Raw genomic sequence first — 19,795 nt, 5'->3', positions numbered from 1 at the left:
GCAGGCGGTACTTGAGTGGCATCTGCCACGCATGCGCAGTGACTGCCGCGTGCCATCCAAACGCGCTTGACGAGGGCTCGCGCCGCCGAAACGGCAGGCTGTCAACGCAGCGCGGCGCGACACCGAGGTGCCGCGCCGCGTTTCAAGACATCACTGCTTACCAGAACACGGTGTACAGCACGATCAGAATTGCGATCACGCCCGCCGCGCCGATCTTGAAGCCGGGCGTGGTGCCGTAGGCAACGTCGTTGGTACGGATCAGATCGCGTGCCTGGGTGGCCGGCGTCAGCAGCGACACCACTACCGCCAATACCAGCGCGGCCACGAACACCACGCCGATGCGGTCCATGAACGGCAGTTCGGGCCAGGCGAACTTGAGCGCGAACGACAACACCACCGAGCCGACCGCCGCGGTGAGTGCGCCGGCTTCGTTGGCGCGCTTCCAGAACAGGCCGAGCATGAAGATCACCACCACGCCGGGAGTGAAGAAGCCGGTGAATTCCTGGATGAACTGGAAGCCCTGATCGAAGTTGCCCAGCAACGGCCGCGCGGTGAGGATGCCGATCAGCACCGACAGCGCGGCCACGATACGGCCTACGCGCACCAGCTGTTTCTGCCCGGTCTGCGGGCGGAACTTGGCGTAGAAATCCAGGGTGAAGATCGTCGCCACCGAATTGATCTTCGAGGCCAGCGAGGCCACGATCGCCGCAACCAACGCGGCAAACACCAGGCCCAGGATGCCGGTCGGCAACAGCTGCATCATGGTCGGGTAGGCCTGATCGGGCTTGGCCAGATCCGGCGCCAGCACCACCGCGGCAATGCCCGGCACCACGATCACCAACGGCATCAGCAGCTTCAGAAACGCGGCAAACACCATGCCCTTCTGCGCCTCGCCGATGTTCTTGGCCGCCAGCGCGCGCTGGATGATGTACTGGTTGAAACCCCAGTAACTGATGTTCATCACCCACAGCCCGCCAAGCAGCACGCTCAGGCCCGGCAGATCCTTGTAGAACGGGTTGTCCTTGGTCAGGATCATGTGGAAGTGCTCCGGGTGCGCGCTCCACAGGTGCTGGAAGCCGGCCAGCACGCCGGCACCGTCGCCGATCCGCGCCAGGGTCAACCCGGCCACCAGCAGCCCGCCCAGCACCAGCAGGGTGACCTGCACGATGTCGGTCAGCGCCACCGCCTTCAGCCCGCCGTAGAGCTGGTAGACCAGCGCAAACACGCCGATCAGTGCCAGCGCCAGGGTCTGGTCCATGCCGGTGACCTGGCTGACCGCGATCGATCCCAGCCACAGGATCGAGGTGAGATTGACGAACACGTACAGCAGCAGCCAGAACACCGCCATCAGCGTGCGGATCCACTTGCCGTAACGCTGCTCCAGAAACTGCGGCATGGTGTAGATGCCATTGCGCAGGAAGATCGGCAGGAAGAACTTGCCGACGATCAGCAGCGTCAGCGCCGCCATCCATTCGTAGGAGGCGATCGCCAGGCCGATCGCATAGCCGGAACCGGCCATGCCGATGATCTGTTCGGCCGAAATGTTCGCCGCAATCAGCGAGGCGCCGATCGCCCACCACGGCAGCGACTTGCTGGCCAGGAAGTAATCCTCGGCGCTCTTGCTGTGGCCTGCCTTCTCGCGCGAGACCCACTGCGCAAGCACGAAGATGCCGGTCAGGTAGACCAGCACGATCACGATATCCAACGTCGCCAAACCCACTGCACTCTCCTGTCTGGCTCTGGGATGTGCATCGAACGCCAGACAGGCCTGCAGAATGCCGCCGCAACGCACGGCGTGCGCCACGGCAGCGCGGCGAACCGCAGCTGCAGGCCATCCCGGCCGATCGACGCGCGCGTCCCGCGGCGGCTGATGACACCACCGATCAGGGTGGCCGCTATACCGCGCCGCCAGCACTGGCGACGCGCCTGTTTCATCCGATCTCCCGCAGGCGCGACTACGCCTGCGGGAATGCTGCTTACTTGACCGGGCAGTCGACGGTGACTTCGGCTTCGTTGAGCGCACCCAGCGCCACCTTGGACACCGACAGGTCCAGCGCGGCGGCGCTTTCGATGCTGGCGACCTGGGTCAGCTTGCTCACGTCGGCACCGGCCACTGCAAAGCACTTGAGCGGCACGCCGACGACTTTCCACTGGCCTTGCGGCAGCGCGGCCAGGGTCTTGCGCACATCCACGCGACCACCGCACTTGTCGCCACAGCCCACGCCCAGCCACACCGGCGCGGTCACGGCGCTGTCGCGGCGCAGGGTCAGCTGCAACTGCACATCGCCGTTGCTCTCACGCGAGACGTCCACCGGCTTGGCGGACACCAGCAACACGCTGGAGGCGGTGCTGCCGGACCACACCAGACGGCGCGCATCTTCCTGCGCCTTGTGATCGACTGCGCTCATCTTCAGGCTGCCATCGGACAGGCCCACCGGCAGCGTGGTTGCCGGCATGTTGGCCTGGCCGGCGTTGGACAGCTGCATCGCGATACCCAGTGCCGGCTTGCCGCGCACGAAGTACATCCCGCCTACCGACTGCTCGCCGGACACGCCCGACTCTTCCGGCAACGCCGCCAGGTCGCCCTTGTCGGCATAGGTCAGGCCAAAGCCGAACTTGAACTGCGGGTCGTAGTCCTTCTGGCCGACGTTGTTGGCGAACTGCACCGCGGTCTTGGGCCAGGAGAAGCTGAGCTTGCCCTTGAAGTCGTTCTGCACCGAGCCATCGGCCTTGCGCAGCAGCACGTCGGCAATGCCCTCGCCTTCGGAACCCGGCAACCAGGCAGCGACGAACGCGTCGGAGGCGTTGATGTACTGGTTCATCCACAGCGGACGCCCGCTCAGGAACACCGCCACCACCGGGATGCCGTCGGCCTTGAGCTTCTTGATCAGGGCCAGTTCGCTTTCATCGCCCGGCTTGTACAGCAAGGTAGCGATATCGCCCTGGAATTCGGCGTACGGGTTTTCGCCGAACACCACCACGGCCACGTCCGGCTTGGTCTTGTAGGCGCCGTCCACGGCCAACTCGGCGCTGCCGCCGGCGGCCTTGATCTGCTTGTCCAGGCCTTCCCAGATGGTGGTGCCGTTGGGGTAGTCGCTGCGCTTGGTGCCGGTGCCCTGCCAGTTCAGGGTCCAGCCGCCGGACTGCTTGCCCATGTCGTTGGCGCCATCGCCCACCACCAGCACGCGCTTGGTCGGATTCAGCGGCAGGATGCCGGCCTGGTTCTTCAGCAGCACCAGCGACTCACGTACCGCCTGGCGGGCGATCGCACGGTGTTCGGGTGCGCCGAGCAATTCGTACTTGCCACCGAGTGGGCGCTTGGACGGCTTGCCGGCCTCGAACAGGCCCAGGCGCATCTTCACACGCAGGATGCGGCGCACGGCATCGTCCAGACGCTCGGCCGAAATCTGGCCGGACTTCACCGCCGCCAGTTCGGTTTCGTAGATACCCTTCCAGCTGTCGGCGGCCATCGCCATGTCGACACCGGCAATGAACGAGGCCGGGCAGTTCTGGTTGGTGCAGCCCTTGACCTGGCCGTGGCCATTCCAGTCGCCGACCACGAAACCGCCGAAATTCATCCGGCCCTTGAGCACGTCGGTCAGCATGACCTTGTTGCCGTGCATCTTTTCGCCGTTGAAGCTGTTGAACGAGGCCATCACGCTCTGTGCGCCAGCGGCAATCGCAGGCGGATAACCGGCAGCGTGGATATCGCGCATGGTGGCTTCGGACACCTTGGTGTCGCCCTGGTCCTTGCCGTCGGTGGTGCCGCCATCGCCGACGAAATGCTTCACCGAGGAAATCACGTGGCTGCCGTCCAGGAACTGCGGCGTGCCCGGCACGCCCTGCACGCCTTCGACCATCTTGCCGGCAAAGCTGGCCACCACGTCCGGCGACTCGGAATAGCCTTCGTAGGTGCGGCCCCAGCGATCGTCCTGCGGCACGGCCACGGTGGGCGCGAAGGTCCACTCCATGCCGGTGACGCGGGTTTCGGCAGCGGTGACTTCGCCGATCTTCTTGATCAGGTCCGGGTTGCGCGTGGCGCCCAGGCCGATGTTGTGCGGGAACAGCGTAGCGCCGACGATGTTGCTCTGGCCGTGCACCGCATCGATGCCGAAGATGATCGGAATCGCGTTGCCACCCTTGGAAGTGTCCATCGACGCCTCATAGAACGCGTCGGCCAGCTTCAACCATTCGGCCGGGCTGGCGTTGTACTTGCCGCCCGGATCGGAATTGCCGCCGGCCAGCACCGAGCCGATGCGGTACTTGCGCACGTCATCCGGGGTCATGCTGGCGATATCGCCCTGGATGGTCTGGGCGACCTTCTCTTCCACGCTCATCTTGGCCATCACATCGGTGATGCGCTGCTCCAGCGCCGCGTCCTGCGGGAACGGCCACTTCGGCGACGGCCACTGGTCCGGATGGATGGCGGTCGACGCCTCGGCAGGTGCGGCAGCCGGGGCGGTCTTGCTCGCTTCGGCAGCAGTGTCCTTGCCTTGGCAGGCGGCCAGCATCAGCACCGCCGCAGCGGTGGCCAGGCAGAGGGCGCGACGCGCGACGGGCGCGGCGGTACGACGGAGCAGCTTGTCCAAGATTCGTTTCTCCAGGGTGGTTCTCCCACGGCGACGCGTTGCGCCGCAGGCCATTAGGCGGCGTACGCTTGCGTGATTCCCCTACCCTGTCAACCACAGCTGCCCGTATGCCGAATACCGGGCAACTTATTGGCCGCGGCTATAGCATTGGAATACCGGCAGCACCTGTGAAACCGCGCAAAACCACCCAATCCGCTGCCGCGTCTGACAGCGCGAGCAGATGCACTTTGCTGCATCGCACCACCCGCCGGTCTGACCAATGCGCAGCATCGGCGTGTCAAGGGAACCTGGCAGCGCTCGCTTGCCACGACACGTTCGAACCCAGGCCAACGGGTGAGCCTGCTGTCAAACAAGTGTCATACCAGCGGCCTAGCGTGACCGGCTTGCCGATGCGCCATTGCCATCGTCGATCGTCGCCTTTGCCTGGAGTTTCGATGTCCCCCTCCCCCGACCCCTCCCGTCGTCGCCTGATGCAATTGCTGGCGGCAGTTCCCCTGTTGCCGCTCGGCAACGCCAGCGCTGCCGCCCTGCAACAGCTTGGCGGTGCGGCGTGGGCCGCGCGCCCGTTGCGGCCATCGGAGAACCCGACCCGCCTGGTCTCGGCCACCTTCCACGGCATGCCGGCGCCGAGCCTGGCCGACCCGGCGGCAATGGCCACCACCACGGTCGGTTCGGCACTCAGCGTGACCCGCAGCGACGGCAGCACGCAGCGCTACGCACTGGCCTACCACCCCTTCTTCATCACCGGCGATCAGGTGCCGGACGGCAACGGCGGCACCGTGCTGGCTGGCGGGTACTACGACATCCAGCATCGCCCGATCATCGACCGCTCCAAACCCGGTGCCGAACGTCCGTTCTTTTCCGATTGCCCGGACGGCTCCTCGCTACTGACCCTGCCCAATGCCAAGGTGCCGGGCGTCAAGGGCAACCACGTGTTCGCAGTGGTGCAGTTCGAATACACCACCCGCGACCAGGCCGGCAACGACACCAACCGTCACCTGCCTGCGCCGATCGCCGTGTTGACGCTGGATCAGGACCCGGCCACCGGCAAGCTGTCGCTGGTGAAGTACCACAACGTCGACACCGCACCGGTCCATGGGCTGTGGACCACCTGCGGCGCCAGCCTGTCGCCGTGGAATACCCACCTGTCCAGCGAAGAATACGAGCCCGATGCCACGGCATTGGCCGGCAACACCCAGTTCCGCAGCTACAGCACGCATCTGTACGGCGACCCGAATAAAGCCAACCCGTACCACTACGGCCATCTGCCGGAAATCACCGTGCACCCGGACGGCACCGGCAGCGTGCGCAAGCACTACTGCCTGGGCCGCATCTCGCACGAGCTGGTGCAGGTGATGCCCGACCAGCGCACCGTGCTGATGGGCGACGACGCGACCAACGGCGGGCTCTTCATGTTCATCGCCGACCGCAAGGCCGATCTCTCCGCCGGCACGTTGTATGTCGGCAAGTGGCACCAGACCTCGGGCATCGGCCCGGGCGCGGCCACGCTGCGCTGGATCAAGCTCGGCCACGCCACCAGTGCCGAGATCCAGGCCATGGCCGACCGCCTTACCGCCGCCGACATCCTCGACGTGCACCTGAGCGACCCGGGCGATGCCTCGTTCACCAAGATTCCGTTCAACGGCACCTTCAACTGGATCCGCATCAAACCCGGCATGGAGAAGGCTGCCACGTATCTGGAAACCCATCGCTATGCCGCGCTGGCCGGCGGCAGCCTGGGCTTCACCAAGCTCGAAGGCACCACCGTCAACGCACGCGACAAGGTCGCCTACATGGCGATGTCCTACATCGTCACCAGCATGCTCAACGGCTCGGGCGATGTGAAAGTGCAGGGTCCGGAAGCTGGCGCGGTGTACGCCTTGAACCTGCGCGGCGGCCAGCGCGACAGCCAGGGCGCCCCGATCCACAGCGATTGGGTGCCGATCGACATGGCCGCCCCGGCTGCCCTCACCGGCCACAACCTGGTCAAGGCCGACGCACTAGGTAACCTGGCCGACCCCGAACGGATCGCCAACCCGGACAACCTCAAGTTCTCCGAATCGCTGCGCACCTTGTTCATCGGCGAAGACAGCAGCCTGCATGTCAACAATTTCCTGTGGGCCTACAACGTGGACAGCGGCACGTTGACGCGCGTGCTGTCGGTGCCGGCCGGCGCCGAATCGACCGGCCTGCACGCGGTCGACGAGATCCACGGCTGGACCTACGTGATGAGCAACTTCCAGCATCCCGGCGACTGGGAAAGCCCGCTGCACGACACCGTCAAGGCCACGCTGGATCCGTTGGTCCGCGCCAACTACAAGGACCGCTTCGGTGGAGCGGTGGGTTATCTCACCGGCGACCCGGTGGCCGTGCAGTTGAGCAAGGCGTAAGCGCTGCCGTTTCCAGTTACGGCCCTGAGTGACGCGACAGCCGACACGTGCAGCGGGGCATTCCCGCTGCTGTCGCAGACCGGTAGGAGCGCGCACGGGCACGAGGAGCGTTGCCGATGTGGCCTGTCGCGCGCCGGTGCGCTCCTACGAGTACGGTCGATGGGTCTCTGGCTACGTCGGTGAGACGGATCTGACGCACGTGCCTGAGTGCGCCGCTCAGGACTGCCGTAACTCCAGCGCCGTCATCACAATGGGCTTGGCCCAATCGGGTACCTGTGCCAATTCGTCCGGCGTCTGCGGGTATTGCAGGCCGCTGCGGTCCAGTTCCAGTACCAGCATGGGCGATGCCTGACCCGCGGCATCGGCCGGTGCGCTGTTGTCGTAGACATGCAGCACGGCCAGATCGGGCAGCAACGCGATCAGGTTGGCGCGCGAGGCATCGTAACGCTCGCGGATCTTGTGTTCGGGAATGGCATGTCCGCCAGCCGCAACGCGCGCCGCCACGCGCTCGATGTGCAGCTCCACCGTCGCCAACCCGCAGAACCAGACCGCCACCGTGTGCTGGGCGCAGGCTTCGCGCAGCAGGCGCGGAATGGTCGTCGCGCCCAGCGTGGTTTCGAAGGCGAAATCGCTGTTATCGGCCATGGCCTGGCGCAGCCGCCGTACGCCTTCCTGCCAGGCCTGCGCGTTCGCTTCCGCAGGCGCCCAGCCCTGCTCCACCAAGTCCCTGGTGAAGGCGTCCGGGTTGAACCAGGTGGCGCCGTCCTCTTGCAGAAAACGACCCAGTAACGAACTCTTGCCTGCGCCATTGACGCCAGCCAGCACCAGAAGATTGCCCATCGCTTACAGCGACGGGCCCAAGGCGACCTTGCGGCCGCGGCGTGCCGGCGTGGCGATCGCCCTGGCCACGCCCGCACCCTCGGTCGCTGCGGCAAGATGCGCGTCGAACTTCGCCTGCAATGCCTGCAGCGACTGCGCGCGCGCCGAGGTTGCGGCCGCCGCACTCGCCTGATTGACCAGGCGCCGATACGCCTCGGCATCCACCACCACCGCTTCGGGATGATTGTGGTTGGTGATCACCACCGCCCCATGCGAGCGCACCTTGCGCATCAGGCTGGGCCAACCTTTTACCTTGATGTCGGCAGCGGGGGATTTTTCGAGATCGGGCAGATCCTGGAAGCGCGACATGGGGGCAGTCCGGACGGAGTGACGGCGATCAGCCTACTCTCAAATTCCCAATTTAGGAAATTTGTCCATTTTGACCTCAGCGCAGTCGGCCATGTCGTCCAAAACAAGACGGGGCCCGCAGGCCCCGTTCTCTATCTGTACGATGCGCAACTGCTCAGCCGCGCAACTTGCTCAGCAGCTCGCGTGTCACCGGGTCGGCCACATCGGCCGCTTCGCCCTTCAGCGCCGGCAGCAACTGGCTGGCCAGCTGCTTGCCCAGTTCCACGCCGAACTGGTCGAACGCATTGATGCCCCACATCACCGATTGCACGTAGACGCTGTGCTCGTACATCGAGATCAGCCCGCCCAGTGCCTGCGGAGTGAGCGCATCGAGCAGGATCACCGTGCTCGGGCGGCCGCCCGGGTAGCTGCGGTGCGGGTCGCTGCTGTCCTGGCCGTTGGCCAGCGCCTCGGTCTGCGCCAGCACGTTGGCCATCAGCGCGACATGGTTTTCCGCGTACGGGTCGTCGTTGTGCACGGTGCCGATGAAATCGGCCGGCACCACGCTGGTGCCCTGATGCAGCGCCTGGAAGAAGCTGTGCTGTACATCGGTGCCCGCGCCGCCCCACCACACCGACACGGTATCGCTGTCCACCGCCGAGCCGTCGAGCTTGACGCGCTTGCCCAGGCTCTCCATCACCAGCTGCTGCAGGTACGCCGGCAGCAGCGCCAGGCGCTGGTCGTAGGTCATCACCGCGTGCGTGGCGCTACCGAGCAGGTTGCGGTTCCACACTGCGGTCAGGCCGTGCAACACCGCGACGTTTTCTTCCAGCGGCGTGTTGAGCACATGTGCATCGAACTGCGCGGCGCCTTCCAGCAGTTGTTCGAAACGTTCGAAACCAATGGCCAATGCAATCGGGAAACCCACTGCCGACCACAGCGAGTAGCGCCCGCCCACCCAATCCCACATCGGCAGCACGCGGCCCGGTGCGATATCGAAGGCCTTGGCGGCGCGCTCGGGGTTGGCGCTGACTGCGTACAGCCGCTCGCTGCCACCGAGCCAGGCATGCAGGATGCTGCCGTTGAGCAGGGTTTCCTGGGTGCCGAAGGTCTTGGAGATCAGGATGCCGGCGGTGCGTGCCGGATCCAGCGTGGCCAGCGTGCGCTGCATCGCCGCACCGTCGACGTTGGAGACGAAGTGCACGCGGAACCGCGCCCCACTCACCGGACGCAGTGCATCGGCCACCAGCCGCGGACCCAGGTCCGAGCCACCGATGCCGACACTGACGATGTCGGTGACCTCGGTCGCTTCCAGCTGCTGGATCAACGCACCCATGCGTTGGCGCACTTCTGCAGCGGTGGCGTAGGCCTCCGATGCCACGGGCGCGTCGGTCAAATCGCCGCGCAATGCGGTATGCAAGGCCGCGCGTTGTTCGGTGACATTGACCTGCTCGCCACGGAACAGGCGCTGGAACGCGCCGGCCAGATCGCGCTCGCGCGCGATGGCGAACAAGGCATCGAGCGCGGCGCGGTCGTACTTCTGCCGCGCGAAGTTGAAATACAACGGACCGACTTGCCTGGCGTACTGCGTGGGCCGCTGCGGCTCGGCGGCAAGCAATGCGGGGATGGCAGCGCCGCGCAGGCGCTGGGCGTGGGCGTGAAGCGCGTCGAATCCGTTGGTCTGTGTCATGCGGCCTGCGTGGGGATGCTGTGGTTGGTGTGGGAGATCGCGTTGTGCGCGTTCACATATACCAGATTGGGCTTGAAGGTCTTGGCTTCGTCTTCGCTCATGCTGGCGAACGCCGCCACGATGATCAGATCGCCCACCTGCACGTGACGCGCTGCGCCGCCGTTGAGCGACATGATGCCGCTGCCCTCTTCGGCGCGGATGGCATAGGTGCTGAAACGCGCACCGTTGGTGACGTCCCAGATATGGACCTGTTCGAATTCGCGGATGCCGGTCGCTTCCAGCAGCAGGCCGTCGATGGCGATCGAGCCTTCGTAGTTGAGCTCGGAATGGGTGACGGTGGCGCGGTGGATCTTGGCTTTCAGCAGGGACAGATGCATGGACGGAAGGCAACGACAAAAGGAAAGCCGGCATTTTAGCGGAAAGCGCCCGCCCCCACCGGATTGCGCGGCCGCCGGTGGTGAGGGCTTCAGGCCCGCGCAGCGCGAACAAACGCGCGCCCCCGTTCGCTGGCGCTCCGGACCGCTCAGACGCCGCATCGCTGCGTCGGCCTGCTCAGAATTCCAGGTTGTCGATCAGACGCGTGTTGCCCAGGCGAGCCGCGATCAAGGCCACGCGCGCGCCGGTGTAGCTGTCGCCCGGCTCGCTGAGGTCAGGCAGCCGCACCACCGCGTAATCGACCCGGAAACCGGCCTGTTCCAGCGCTTGGCTGGCGGCATCTTCCACCTGCGCACGCGGCGTGCCGGCGGCGTAGCTGTCGCGCATCTGCAACAGCACCTTGCGGATCGTGGCCGAGATCGGGCGATCTTCCGCCGACAGATACTGGTTGCGTGAACTCATCGCCAGGCCATCGGCCTCGCGCACGATGCTGCCGCCCAAAATTTCGATCGGAAACGCCAGGTCGGCCACCATCTGCCGGATCACCGCCAACTGCTGGTAATCCTTCTTGCCGAAGGCGGCCACGTCCGGCTGCACCTGGTTGAACAAGCGCGCCACGACGGTGCACACGCCATCGAAATGCCCTGGCCGGCACTCGCCTTCCAGCACATCGCTGACACCGGGCGCGTGGATCGGCGTGGCCAGCGCGGTGCCGAGCGGGTACATGGTGTCCACATCCGGCAGCCACAGCGCATCGCAGCCGGCATCTTCCAGGCCGCGCAGGTCGGCCTCGGGCGTGCGCGGGTAGCGGGCAAAATCTTCATTCGGGCCGAACTGGGTCGGGTTGACGAACACGCTGGAGACCACGCGGTCGGCGTATTGGCGCGCCAGCATCACCAGCGAATAATGCCCGGCGTGCAGGTTGCCCATGGTGGGCACCAGCGCCACGCGCAGGCCCTCGCGCTTCCAGCCATTGACCAGGGCGCGCAATGCGGAAAGATCGGTCAGGGTCTGGATCATGCGGCGTACGCGTGCTCTGCATCGGGAAAGCTGCCGTCGCGCACGGCCTGCGCATAGGCGCGCACCGCGCCGGCGACCGAGCCGCCTTCGGCCAGGAAATCCTTGACGAACTTGGGCCGGCGGTGGCCACTGTCCAGCCCAAGCATGTCGTGCATCACCAGCACCTGGCCGTCGCAACCGGGGCCGGCACCGATGCCGATGGTGGGAACGCTAAGGTCGGCGCTGATCTGCGTGGCGATCGGTGTCGGCACGCATTCCAGCACCAACAAGCTCGCACCGGCATCGACCACCGCCTGTGCGTCACGACGCAGCTGCTCGCCAGCTTCGCCGCGGCCCTGCACCTTGTAGCCGCCAAACCGCAGCACCGATTGCGGAGTCAGGCCCAGGTGCGAACAGACCGGGATCTCGCGCTCGACCAGGTAACGGATGACTTCCAGCTTGTGCCCGGCGCCTTCGATCTTGACCATTTCCGCGCCGGCCTGCAGCAGCTGGGTGGCGGCATCCAATGCACGTTCAGGGGTGGCATCGGCTTGGAACGACAGGTCGGCCACCAGCAAGGCGCGATCGAGCGCACGGGCCACCGCGGCGGTGTGGTAGACCATGTCGGCGGTGGTCACTGGCAAGGTGGAATCGTGTCCCTGCACCACCATGCCGAGCGAATCGCCGACCAGGATCAGGTCCACGCCATGGGCGTCGAAGGTGCGCGCGAAACCGGCGTCGTACGCGGTCAACATGACCAGTTTTCGACCCTCGCGCTTGGCCTGCGCCAAGGCGGGCACGGTCCAGGGCTTGCTGTCGGCGTGGCTGCTCATGAAGTCATTACGTGGGGTGATAAGCCGGCCATTATCTACCCAATCGGCTCCAGCCCGCAGGTATCGATGGCGTGCAGGGCGCGCCGCACTGTTCCATGCCCCGGGATGATCGCCTCCGGCGCCAGCTCCGACAGCGGCAGCAGGGCGAAGGCGCGCGCGTGCAGATGCGGATGCGGCACCTGCAACTGCGGCAGGTCGATCACCTGATCGGCGTACAGCAGCAGGTCCAGGTCCAGCGTGCGCGGACCCCAGCGCTCGCCGGCGAGACGCTCGCGGCCGAACGCCTGTTCGATGCCGAGCAAGGCCTCCAGCAGCGGCAGCGGCGCAAGATCGGTGCGCAGCTGGGCCACGGCATTGATGAAATCGGGCTGGTCTTCGCGGCCCCAGGCTGGCGTGCGATACAAACGCGAAGCGGCGATCAGCGTGGTCTGCGGCACGACGCCCAGCGCGGCGATGGCCGCGCGCACGCTGGCCTCGGCCTGGCCCAGGTTGGCACCCAGGCCGACAAAGGCGGTCTGCATGCCCTACTCGCCTGCGGGCGCGCCGGTCCGACGGCGGCGTCGGCGACGCTTGCGCGGTGCGCCCTCATCGCCGTCTTGGTCGGCCTGCGCCGATTCGATCGCATCCACCAGCTCCTGGCCGGACGACTTCTGCGCCTCACGCCAGAACTCCACATCGGCCGCGTGATCGGGCGATGCGAACTGACGCAGCACCAGGAAATCGAACGCCGCGCGGAAGCGCGGATGCGACAAGGTGCGGAACACCCGCTTGCGCTGACGCGAGGAGAAGCGCGTCTGCAGCAACCAGATTTCCTGCATCGGCAGCGAGAAACGGCGCGGCAACGCGACGCGCTCCAGCTGATGCAAGGTGACGCGATCGGCCGCACGGCGCTGCGCATCTTCCGGTTGCACGCCTTGCGCCTGCAGAGCCATCAGGGTGCGGCAGAACGCCGGCCACAGCAGCAATGCAAACAGGAAGGCCGGCGACACTGGCTCATCGTTGGCCACGCGTGCATCGGTATTGCGCAGGCCTTCCAGCACCATGGCGCGCAACGCACCACTGCGATTGGACTTCAATGCCGCCGCGCTTTCGGGAAACAGCACGCCGAGCAAGCCATAGCGCTCCAGGCCTTCGAAGCTGGCCACACCGTGCCCGGACAGAAACAGCTTGAGGATTTCTTCGAACAACCGCGCAGGCGCAGCTTCGGACAGCAGCCCGGCCAGACGCGGAATGGGTTCGGCGGTGCCGGCTTCGATGTCGAAATTCAACTTGGCCGCCAGGCGCACCGCGCGCAGCATGCGCACCGGATCTTCCTGGTAGCGCAGCTCGGGGTCGCCGATCAACTTCATCAGGCGCGCCTGCACGTCTTCGAAGCCACCGCAGTAATCGCGTACCGAGAAATCCTCGATGGCGTAATACAGGGCATTGCAGGTGAAGTCGCGGCGGATCGCGTCGTCTTCGATGGTGCCGTATACGTTGTCGCGCACCAGCCGGCCGTTATCGAGTTCGCGGTCGCCGCTGCCATCGTCGACGTTGGCGCGGAAGGTGGCCACTTCGATGATTTCGCGACCGAACACCACATGTGCCAGACGAAAACGGCGGCCGATCAGACGACAGTTGCGGAACAGCGCCTTGACCTCTTCCGGCGTCGCATCGGTGGCCACGTCGAAATCCTTCGGGTGGCCGCCGACCAGCAGGTCGCGCACCGCACCGCCGACCAGATAGGCGCCAAAGCCCGATTCGCGCAGGCGGTACAACACGCGCAACGCGTTGGGGCTGATGTCCTTGCGCGAGATGGTGTGCTGGTCGCGTGGAATGACGCGCAGCGTGAACGGAGATGTAACTGAGGGTTCGATGATGGCGCTTCCGTCTTGTGTTGCAGGATTGCCCAACGGCTATTACCTCACTATACTAGCGCGCTGCACAAGACGTGACAAAAGCGCTCCCTTCGTCTAATGGTTAGGACGTGGCCCTCTCAAGGCTAAAACAGGGGTTCGAGTCCCCTAGGGAGCACCACGATCGGTCTGACTGCTAGACGCCAGAGCCCCGCAATGCGGGGCTTTTGCGTTGTGGCGCAGGCCCTTTGCATGTGCATTGGCCTGCGTGCCATCGCGCAGGCCGCGACCATCTCCGCCTCGCATCTAGCCCGGTCAGGACCGCAGGGGCCCGGGATTGGTCGAGGTTGGTTGCCGCATCCACGGCGCCGGATTCCATCTCAAATCCGCAATGCGGCAGTGCGTTGTCGGGATGCAATACGGCCAAGGCCCTCAACGCGCTCCAGCCAACACGCATGCAGATTCGCGGCATCGCATGGCAAGTGTCAGACGATGTGTCGATCTCAGGGACGCAGCTCAGATCAGCCACATCAGCACACAGAGAACGGGCCTCATCGCTGCGCGCTCGCCGGTACGCATTCGCTGCGCGGTGACGTGAGTGGAGGTGTTTCGCCCGTGCACCATGCGTGCCGGCCGCCCTGGGAATTTGCAGTGCATCGCGTTTGCTCACATGGTCGTCGGCCCAAGCACCGCGTCGTCGCTGTCGGTTTCGGCGACGGCATCGTGGGCATGCAGGCTTTCCAGATGGCGTACCGCCACATGGAAGGCCGCGTAGTGCTCTGCCAGCTGCTGGCGCAGGCGTCGCGCCGCATCTTCGACATACATCAGGTTTGCGCCATTCAAGCGCGCAAATGCCTGTTCGTCGGGTCGCCGCACTGCAGCCTGCACCGGCGTCGCCAACGCCTGCTCGCACAGACCGACCAGTTGCCGGATGGCCAAGCGCTGCGCATCGGCGGGCAGCTCAACGCGTACCTGCGCCACGCTGCGTTGGCTATGCGGCGTGGCGTAGGAACCGTGGTCCTGCAGCCATTGCGCAACCTCGTCCAGCGCCAACGCATCGCGCCCGGCATGTTGCTGCACGAATGCATCGCTCAGCAGCTGCCGCGACAACGCTGCCGAACAGGGGCAAGTAGAGGCGTACAACACCTCCACCTGGAGCTGGATCGTGGTGCGCCCTGCACTGCATTGCGCGGCGATGTGCACTGGATAGGCACGCCAGCCACTAAGCCCCTCACTGCGCAATGCCGGCGTGCGCAACATCAGTTCGACGCTCAGCGTCAGCCGAGCGGCGCGGCTCGCGCAATCGGCATGACTGTCGATCAGCGCCTGCAATAACCCCGAGAGCATGGCCGGCGACACTGGTTGCTGCAGGTGCGTATCCAGCAGGCGGTACAACCGCGACATGTGGATGCCTTTCAGCTCTGCCCGCGGCAGATCGACCTGCACGCTGGCGCGTGCGGCAAGCTGGCCGCCACCGGCCTCCAACTGCACGGGAATGGCGATGTCCTGCATGCCCACCCATCGCAGGGGCGCGCTCAGCGTTGATGGTTCGGTCACAGCAACATCGGGAAGCGTAGCGGACATCGGGATCTCGTCGAAGATAAAGGTGACGACCGCGCCTCAGGCGCGACCAGGAAACGCAGCGAAGTAGTCGTCGATTCCCGCATGCAATGTCTGCGCGAGTTCGTCCTGATGCGTATCGCTGCACAGGCGGCTGCAATCGTCGCGATTGCTCATGAAGCCGGTTTCCACCAGCAGCGACGGAATGTCCGGCGACTTCAACACCGCAAAACCGGCCTGCCCCACCTGGTTCTGATGCAGGCGCGTCACCTGCTGCAGGCGTTCCAACATCAACGTGCCGAATGCTAGGCTGCTGGCGATGGTGCCGCTCAGCGACAGATCGGCCAGCACCTGCGACAACACCGGATTGCTCGGCACCCGCAGCAGGCGCGCGGTGTCTCCCATGTCGTCGGCAGCGTTTTCGCTATCGGCGATCCAGCGCGCCAGTGCGGAGCTGGCGCCAGTCTGCGACAGTGCAAACACCGAGGCGCCCTGCGCTTGGCGCGTTGGTGCGGCATCGGCATGGATGGAGACGAACAGGTCCGCATTGTGGCGATGGGCGATCAACACGCGCTCGTGCAGCGGCACGAAGCGGTCATCGCTGCGGATCATGGTCGGCCGGTAGCGCGCATCGGACGCCAGGCGTCGATGCAACCGCCCGGCGACCGCCATGGCGACATGTTTTTCGTAACGCGCATCGGCACTGACCGCCCCCGGATCCTTGCCGCCGTGGCCGGCATCGATGGCAACCACGTAGGGATGCAGGCGATGACCGAGCGCGGCCGGCGCGAGCGCATCGGCGACATGGCTGTCCATCACCTCCGGCGCCTCACCTGTCTTCGCTGCCGCCTCGCCGCCCAGATCGATTAGCAGCTCACTGCCCTGCCAGCGCGGCTGCGCGGCGACCGGCCGGGTCAGATCGAGCACCACGCGCACGCCGTCGCCATGCACACCCGCCCGGAGACCGGTCACCGGCTCGCCATAGGTAATCGATGCGATCGGTGGCAGCGCAGGTACTACGTGTCCCAGGTCGATGACCAGCCGCTGCGGGCCCGTCAAAGTGAACAGGTGGTACTGCGTCGGCGCGGACAGGGACAGACGCAACTGCGTCCCCTGATCGCCTCGCTGCAGCGAGCACGCCTGCAGACGGATCTGGCCTGCTGCCGTGACCAGGCCGGGCGCAAGCACCATGGCCGCGCCGGTGGCCTGCAACAACGCGCGTCGCTTCATGCAGTCGGCCTGCAAGGGTGACGGGCAATGGCGGGGCCGCGCGCCCGCCCTGCGGGAGAAGCGAGACGCTGAAAGACACAAGAGGCGATAGGACGGAAAGGCACGACGCATCAATAGCGATCAAGATGATTGTTATAAAGTAACAAAGTAGAACAGGACGCAAGTGTTAACGGCTCCGTGCGCTTGTCGCCATTCATCTTCCCGAGGACACCCATGACCACCGGCCCGGTCCCCGCCAGTTATGACGCCTGGCGTCGCTGCATCGAACTGGGTTGCGCCCAGCCGCTGACGGCCGCCTTCATCGCCCAGCGCCTGGCCGCCTTACGGGACCCGGACGACCACCACACCAAGCAGTTCCTGCGCCGCTGGGGAGCGCAGCACCACGCTAAGGTCATTGCATGGTTCGAGCAGGCGCGGCAGCAAGCACTACAGGGCTAGCTCGACGGCTTGCGCGGTTGCCCATGGAGGGACGACGAAGTCGTGACCGGCCCAATTAGGAGGGCATAAGCCCTGGCCTGGCGGTGGCTGGCGGTGTGGACGTGCGCTCCGATATTCCATGCCGTGGTGGCCAAGTTTGATCGCCTGTCCCAAGGACTGCGCGTCAAAAAGAAGCGCAGGCCATCCGCCAGATACACGCCACTCCTGATGACTGATCCGTAGTGTCGCCAGCATGAAGCCCCCTTCCCCGATGCCGACATTCATGGCGGCCTGCAAACCTGTGCTCAAGGTCCCTTTTGACCTCTACAGCATTGTCAACGGATCTGGGAAAGCAGTTCCCTTGAGCTAATGGACTTTCGATAAAACATCGACATCGATACACCGAATAGACGTACCGTAGGCTGGCCTGAATCGCAGGCAGAAATGCCCCTAGCAGGGAGAGGCGAAAACATCATGCGAACGAAGAAAAACCAGCTCAAGTATCTTTGCGTAGTGGCCGGAGTTCTGCTCAGTGGTCCTGCACTCGCTCAGAGCGGCGGGTGCTGCGCAGGTGGCGTAGGCGCCAGCGCCACAACCGGACTTGGAGAGCGTAGCCCCGCAGCAGCGGCGAACCTTACGCTGGATCCTGCCTGGCCGATTTACGAGTTCCAGCGCGACGGTGTGACCTACCTGCAGATCAATGACGCAAGCGGCGGGGTCCGAGCGGTCGTTGCACGCATTGACAACGCGATGTGGGTACTTCCAATGGGTAAGGATGCAGACCGCGTCTCCGTACCTTCCGCTAACACCCTTTGGGGCAATCCGACGTCAGCGGCAACCGCTGCGGAGCCAGGCCCCAATGCACGCACGATTTACCGGACTACCCACTTCACTGTGCAAGTCGAGCGGCAAGCCAACGAGGAACGCTGGAAGGTGTCTCCGTCGCAGTAACTGTAGGCACTTCGGCAACTAGAAAACTAACCACCAGCGCATGGCGGCGGCGAAACATACCGCCATGCGCCTTGAGGCGAGCGCGAAGTTCCGCCTCGGCATCAGGCGACTCACGGCGGAGCGAATCTACTACCGAGGTGTCGGCGAACACTCTCATTACGACGCCCTGCGCACCTCTACCGCGCCAAACGCGCGCATGGATGAAATGCTTGTCCGCAACAGGAAGAAGTTCCATGGTGTTGAGCACACAACGATAAGCAGCCAGCTGCAAGCCAAGTGACAGTAGCTGGCAATCCCCCTGCAGGAGACAAGTGACTTCAGTTGCATTCAGCCGCTCAAAGGCGGCCGAACGTAACGATCGGAACAGTCCGTGCGTTTCGATCTCGAGCGGGTATAGCGCTCCGACATACTCGTGCAAGAGCTGAGACTCAAGCACGGCGAGACGTGTGATCTCCATTGCCGCAGCGTGCTGTCCCCGAGCACGCAGGTCAGCGATAACCGACTTCCGCATCCTGTTCACCTGAACATTGATGTCGGAATACTTGACAACTCGATTCCTCAGCGTCCTTTCAGCGGAGAGATAGCTCTCCTGGATGGCACGCTGCGCATCGACCCTTACTCGCCGGATCGTCTCAAATCGCTTTACGGGCTTGACGAATTTCGCACCTGCGGAGAAAAGAATGGCACTGACAATGACGTGAAAGATTTGAACATCGAACAACTGTGCATTGTAGTAGCCAATCTCGTACGTCTTAGGCAAAGTGATTGCCAACGCGAAGTTGGCTAGCAACGTACCCAGCGCAGTACCTGTCCAGCCATGGTTGCGGGTCAAGAAGATCGCAGGCCCGATCAGCAACGCCATCAAGACCTTTCGAGTCCATATGCCTTGCGTGTAGCCAAGGATGTAGAACAGCACCAGGATGACAACAACCGATAGCGCCAAATCCCTCGGCAAGTCCGCCCGGGTTGGCCCTCGCCGCTGGGGGGACCAAAGCAGAACGGGAAGCAGGAAGGCCAGTATTCCCTGATAACTCCCCAACCAGTAGCGGACGAGAAATTGACCTGCATCGGCAGTTGAAGGGCCGTCGAGTGAAGCATTAAGAACGATGCTCCACGAAGAATTGAAAAACGCGATCGCGATGGAAAACGGAATCAGGAAGGGAGTCTGCTGGATCAGCTTCCCGCAGTAGCGACGAGCGGACCAGATTCCCAAAGCAATCATGGGTGCGTGCAGAAAAGGACTCAGATAACCCCAGGCCGGGTCGTAACCTTGGTTGTGCGAGAGCGGCACGCGGAGCCACAGCATCGCCGCCGCATCGCCTGCCAGCAGAAAAGGCCACTCGCGATAAGGCCTGAATAGGAGAGCGACGACGCGCAGGCCAACCGGCAAATACCACTGATCGATGGAGCAATACCAGAGTGACAGGAAGGCCAAGCAGTAGCACACGCTGATCAGCGCACCCCTGACAAGCTCTCTTGTTGCCGCCATACCACCACTCCTTGGTTTCACGATGCGCCCTAGTCTGGAGGGAATCGACCGCCGGAGTATAGCGGTGGCGCACACATTGCGGAAAAAGCCAGACAGCCTACCGGCTCGTCACCACTGCGTAACGACATCATGCACTTCGCTGGTGCAGTGACACGTTTAGCATCATCAACCTTGACGAATCAGTGGCGGCAAGGCCACGGCGTTCAGCAGCTACCACAAGCGCCCCGCGACTGCCGGGAGACGAGGCCTTGCCGAGTTATTAATCGTTTC

Annotated in this window: 15 protein-coding genes and 1 tRNA gene; 3 read left to right on the top strand and 13 right to left on the bottom strand. The window is 64.6% G+C overall.

Translation table 11 applies throughout. The features are described from left to right. Positions 1 to 157 precede the first annotated feature (157 nt). Both AC1POX_RS09915 and AC1POX_RS09910 read right to left on the bottom strand, forming a co-directional pair. Entirely contained in the window at positions 158 to 1,720 is a 1,563-nt protein-coding gene (locus tag AC1POX_RS09915; protein WP_218559771.1) for a sodium/sugar symporter, read from the bottom strand. 256 nt (positions 1,721 to 1,976) lie between these two features. Next, complete coding sequence (locus tag AC1POX_RS09910; protein WP_218489422.1) at positions 1,977 to 4,589, bottom strand: glycoside hydrolase family 3 protein; 2,613 nt, start codon at positions 4,587 to 4,589, stop codon at positions 1,977 to 1,979. A 434-nt stretch (positions 4,590 to 5,023) separates the two neighbouring features. Between AC1POX_RS09910 and AC1POX_RS09905 the strand changes: the two genes are divergently transcribed. After that, entirely contained in the window at positions 5,024 to 6,979 is a 1,956-nt protein-coding gene (locus AC1POX_RS09905) for a PhoX family protein (protein WP_218559769.1), read from the top strand. A gap of 216 nt (positions 6,980 to 7,195) precedes the next feature. Here AC1POX_RS09905 and AC1POX_RS09900 read toward each other — a convergent pair whose 3' ends face one another. The 8 genes from AC1POX_RS09900 to pcnB all read right to left on the bottom strand — a co-directional run bounded on the left by AC1POX_RS09900 (position 7,196) and on the right by pcnB (position 13,935). Further along, positions 7,196 to 7,819 (bottom strand): ATPase, encoded by a 624-nt coding sequence (locus tag AC1POX_RS09900; RefSeq protein WP_029819240.1) that lies wholly within the window; start codon positions 7,817 to 7,819, stop codon positions 7,196 to 7,198. Between the two features lie 3 nt (positions 7,820 to 7,822). Then, positions 7,823 to 8,167 (bottom strand): type II toxin-antitoxin system prevent-host-death family antitoxin, encoded by a 345-nt coding sequence (locus AC1POX_RS09895; RefSeq protein ID WP_008571258.1) that lies wholly within the window; start codon positions 8,165 to 8,167, stop codon positions 7,823 to 7,825. A gap of 154 nt (positions 8,168 to 8,321) precedes the next feature. Then, entirely contained in the window at positions 8,322 to 9,836 is a 1,515-nt protein-coding gene (gene pgi, locus AC1POX_RS09890) for a glucose-6-phosphate isomerase (protein WP_031422349.1), read from the bottom strand. After that, positions 9,833 to 10,213 (bottom strand): aspartate 1-decarboxylase, encoded by a 381-nt coding sequence (gene panD / locus AC1POX_RS09885; protein WP_008571260.1) that lies wholly within the window; start codon positions 10,211 to 10,213, stop codon positions 9,833 to 9,835. The genes pgi and panD overlap by 4 nt, the downstream gene beginning before the upstream one ends. Before the next feature lie 175 nt (positions 10,214 to 10,388). Continuing rightward, positions 10,389 to 11,231 (bottom strand): pantoate--beta-alanine ligase, encoded by an 843-nt coding sequence (panC, locus tag AC1POX_RS09880; protein ID WP_011347142.1) that lies wholly within the window; start codon positions 11,229 to 11,231, stop codon positions 10,389 to 10,391. Next, positions 11,228 to 12,043 (bottom strand): 3-methyl-2-oxobutanoate hydroxymethyltransferase, encoded by an 816-nt coding sequence (gene panB / locus AC1POX_RS09875; protein WP_008571262.1) that lies wholly within the window; start codon positions 12,041 to 12,043, stop codon positions 11,228 to 11,230. Before panB ends, panC begins: the two co-directional genes overlap by 4 nt. Before the next feature lie 35 nt (positions 12,044 to 12,078). Further along, on the bottom strand, positions 12,079 to 12,564 hold the full coding sequence (folK, locus tag AC1POX_RS09870) for a 2-amino-4-hydroxy-6-hydroxymethyldihydropteridine diphosphokinase (RefSeq protein WP_372357050.1): 486 nt from the start codon (positions 12,562 to 12,564) through the stop codon (positions 12,079 to 12,081). A 3-nt stretch (positions 12,565 to 12,567) separates the two neighbouring features. Beyond that, positions 12,568 to 13,935, bottom strand: coding sequence for a polynucleotide adenylyltransferase PcnB (gene pcnB / locus AC1POX_RS09865; RefSeq protein WP_008571264.1), 1,368 nt, complete (start codon positions 13,933 to 13,935; stop codon positions 12,568 to 12,570). A 49-nt stretch (positions 13,936 to 13,984) separates the two neighbouring features. Here pcnB and AC1POX_RS09860 point away from each other — a divergent pair. Then, positions 13,985 to 14,059 (top strand) — tRNA-Glu (locus AC1POX_RS09860). A 485-nt stretch (positions 14,060 to 14,544) separates the two neighbouring features. On the opposite strand, the gene folE2 is transcribed toward AC1POX_RS09860, so the two are convergent. Then, positions 14,545 to 15,462, bottom strand: a complete 918-nt coding sequence (gene folE2 / locus AC1POX_RS09855; RefSeq protein WP_372357049.1) for a GTP cyclohydrolase FolE2 — start codon at positions 15,460 to 15,462, stop codon at positions 14,545 to 14,547. Positions 15,463 to 15,498: 36 nt separating this feature from the next. Beyond that, positions 15,499 to 16,668 (bottom strand): N-acetylmuramoyl-L-alanine amidase, encoded by a 1,170-nt coding sequence (locus AC1POX_RS09850; protein WP_372357048.1) that lies wholly within the window; start codon positions 16,666 to 16,668, stop codon positions 15,499 to 15,501. A gap of 213 nt (positions 16,669 to 16,881) precedes the next feature. On the opposite strand from AC1POX_RS09850, the gene AC1POX_RS09845 reads away from it, so the two are divergent. Continuing rightward, positions 16,882 to 17,106, top strand: coding sequence for a hypothetical protein (locus tag AC1POX_RS09845; protein ID WP_209262035.1), 225 nt, complete (start codon positions 16,882 to 16,884; stop codon positions 17,104 to 17,106). An 868-nt stretch (positions 17,107 to 17,974) separates the two neighbouring features. Here AC1POX_RS09845 and AC1POX_RS09840 read toward each other — a convergent pair. Beyond that, on the bottom strand, positions 17,975 to 19,525 hold the full coding sequence (locus AC1POX_RS09840) for an MASE1 domain-containing protein (RefSeq protein ID WP_209262034.1): 1,551 nt from the start codon (positions 19,523 to 19,525) through the stop codon (positions 17,975 to 17,977). Positions 19,526 to 19,795: the final 270 nt, after the last annotated feature.

This window comes from Xanthomonas sp. NCPPB 3442 (genome assembly GCF_056725145.1).
The sequence above is the reverse complement of the archived record's forward strand: the minus strand, read 5'-3'. Positions and strand labels throughout refer to the sequence as shown.

Excerpts from the sequence above, each read along its gene's own strand:
- AC1POX_RS09905 (WP_218559769.1), top strand. The coding sequence starts at position 5,024 with ATGTCCCCCTCCCCCGACCCCTCCCGTCGTCGCCTGATGCAATTGCTG.
- AC1POX_RS09900 (WP_029819240.1), bottom strand. The coding sequence starts at position 7,819 with ATGGGCAATCTTCTGGTGCTGGCTGGCGTCAATGGCGCAGGCAAGAGT.
- AC1POX_RS09895 (WP_008571258.1), bottom strand. The coding sequence starts at position 8,167 with ATGTCGCGCTTCCAGGATCTGCCCGATCTCGAAAAATCCCCCGCTGCC.
- pgi (WP_031422349.1), bottom strand. The coding sequence starts at position 9,836 with ATGACACAGACCAACGGATTCGACGCGCTTCACGCCCACGCCCAGCGC.
- panD (WP_008571260.1), bottom strand. The coding sequence starts at position 10,213 with ATGCATCTGTCCCTGCTGAAAGCCAAGATCCACCGCGCCACCGTCACC.
- panC (WP_011347142.1), bottom strand. The coding sequence starts at position 11,231 with ATGATCCAGACCCTGACCGATCTTTCCGCATTGCGCGCCCTGGTCAAT.
- panB (WP_008571262.1), bottom strand. The coding sequence starts at position 12,043 with ATGAGCAGCCACGCCGACAGCAAGCCCTGGACCGTGCCCGCCTTGGCG.
- folK (WP_372357050.1), bottom strand. The coding sequence starts at position 12,564 with ATGCAGACCGCCTTTGTCGGCCTGGGTGCCAACCTGGGCCAGGCCGAG.
- folE2 (WP_372357049.1), bottom strand. The coding sequence starts at position 15,462 with ATGTCCGCTACGCTTCCCGATGTTGCTGTGACCGAACCATCAACGCTG.
- AC1POX_RS09850 (WP_372357048.1), bottom strand. The coding sequence starts at position 16,668 with ATGAAGCGACGCGCGTTGTTGCAGGCCACCGGCGCGGCCATGGTGCTT.
- AC1POX_RS09845 (WP_209262035.1), top strand. The coding sequence starts at position 16,882 with ATGACCACCGGCCCGGTCCCCGCCAGTTATGACGCCTGGCGTCGCTGC.
- AC1POX_RS09840 (WP_209262034.1), bottom strand. The coding sequence starts at position 19,525 with ATGGCGGCAACAAGAGAGCTTGTCAGGGGTGCGCTGATCAGCGTGTGC.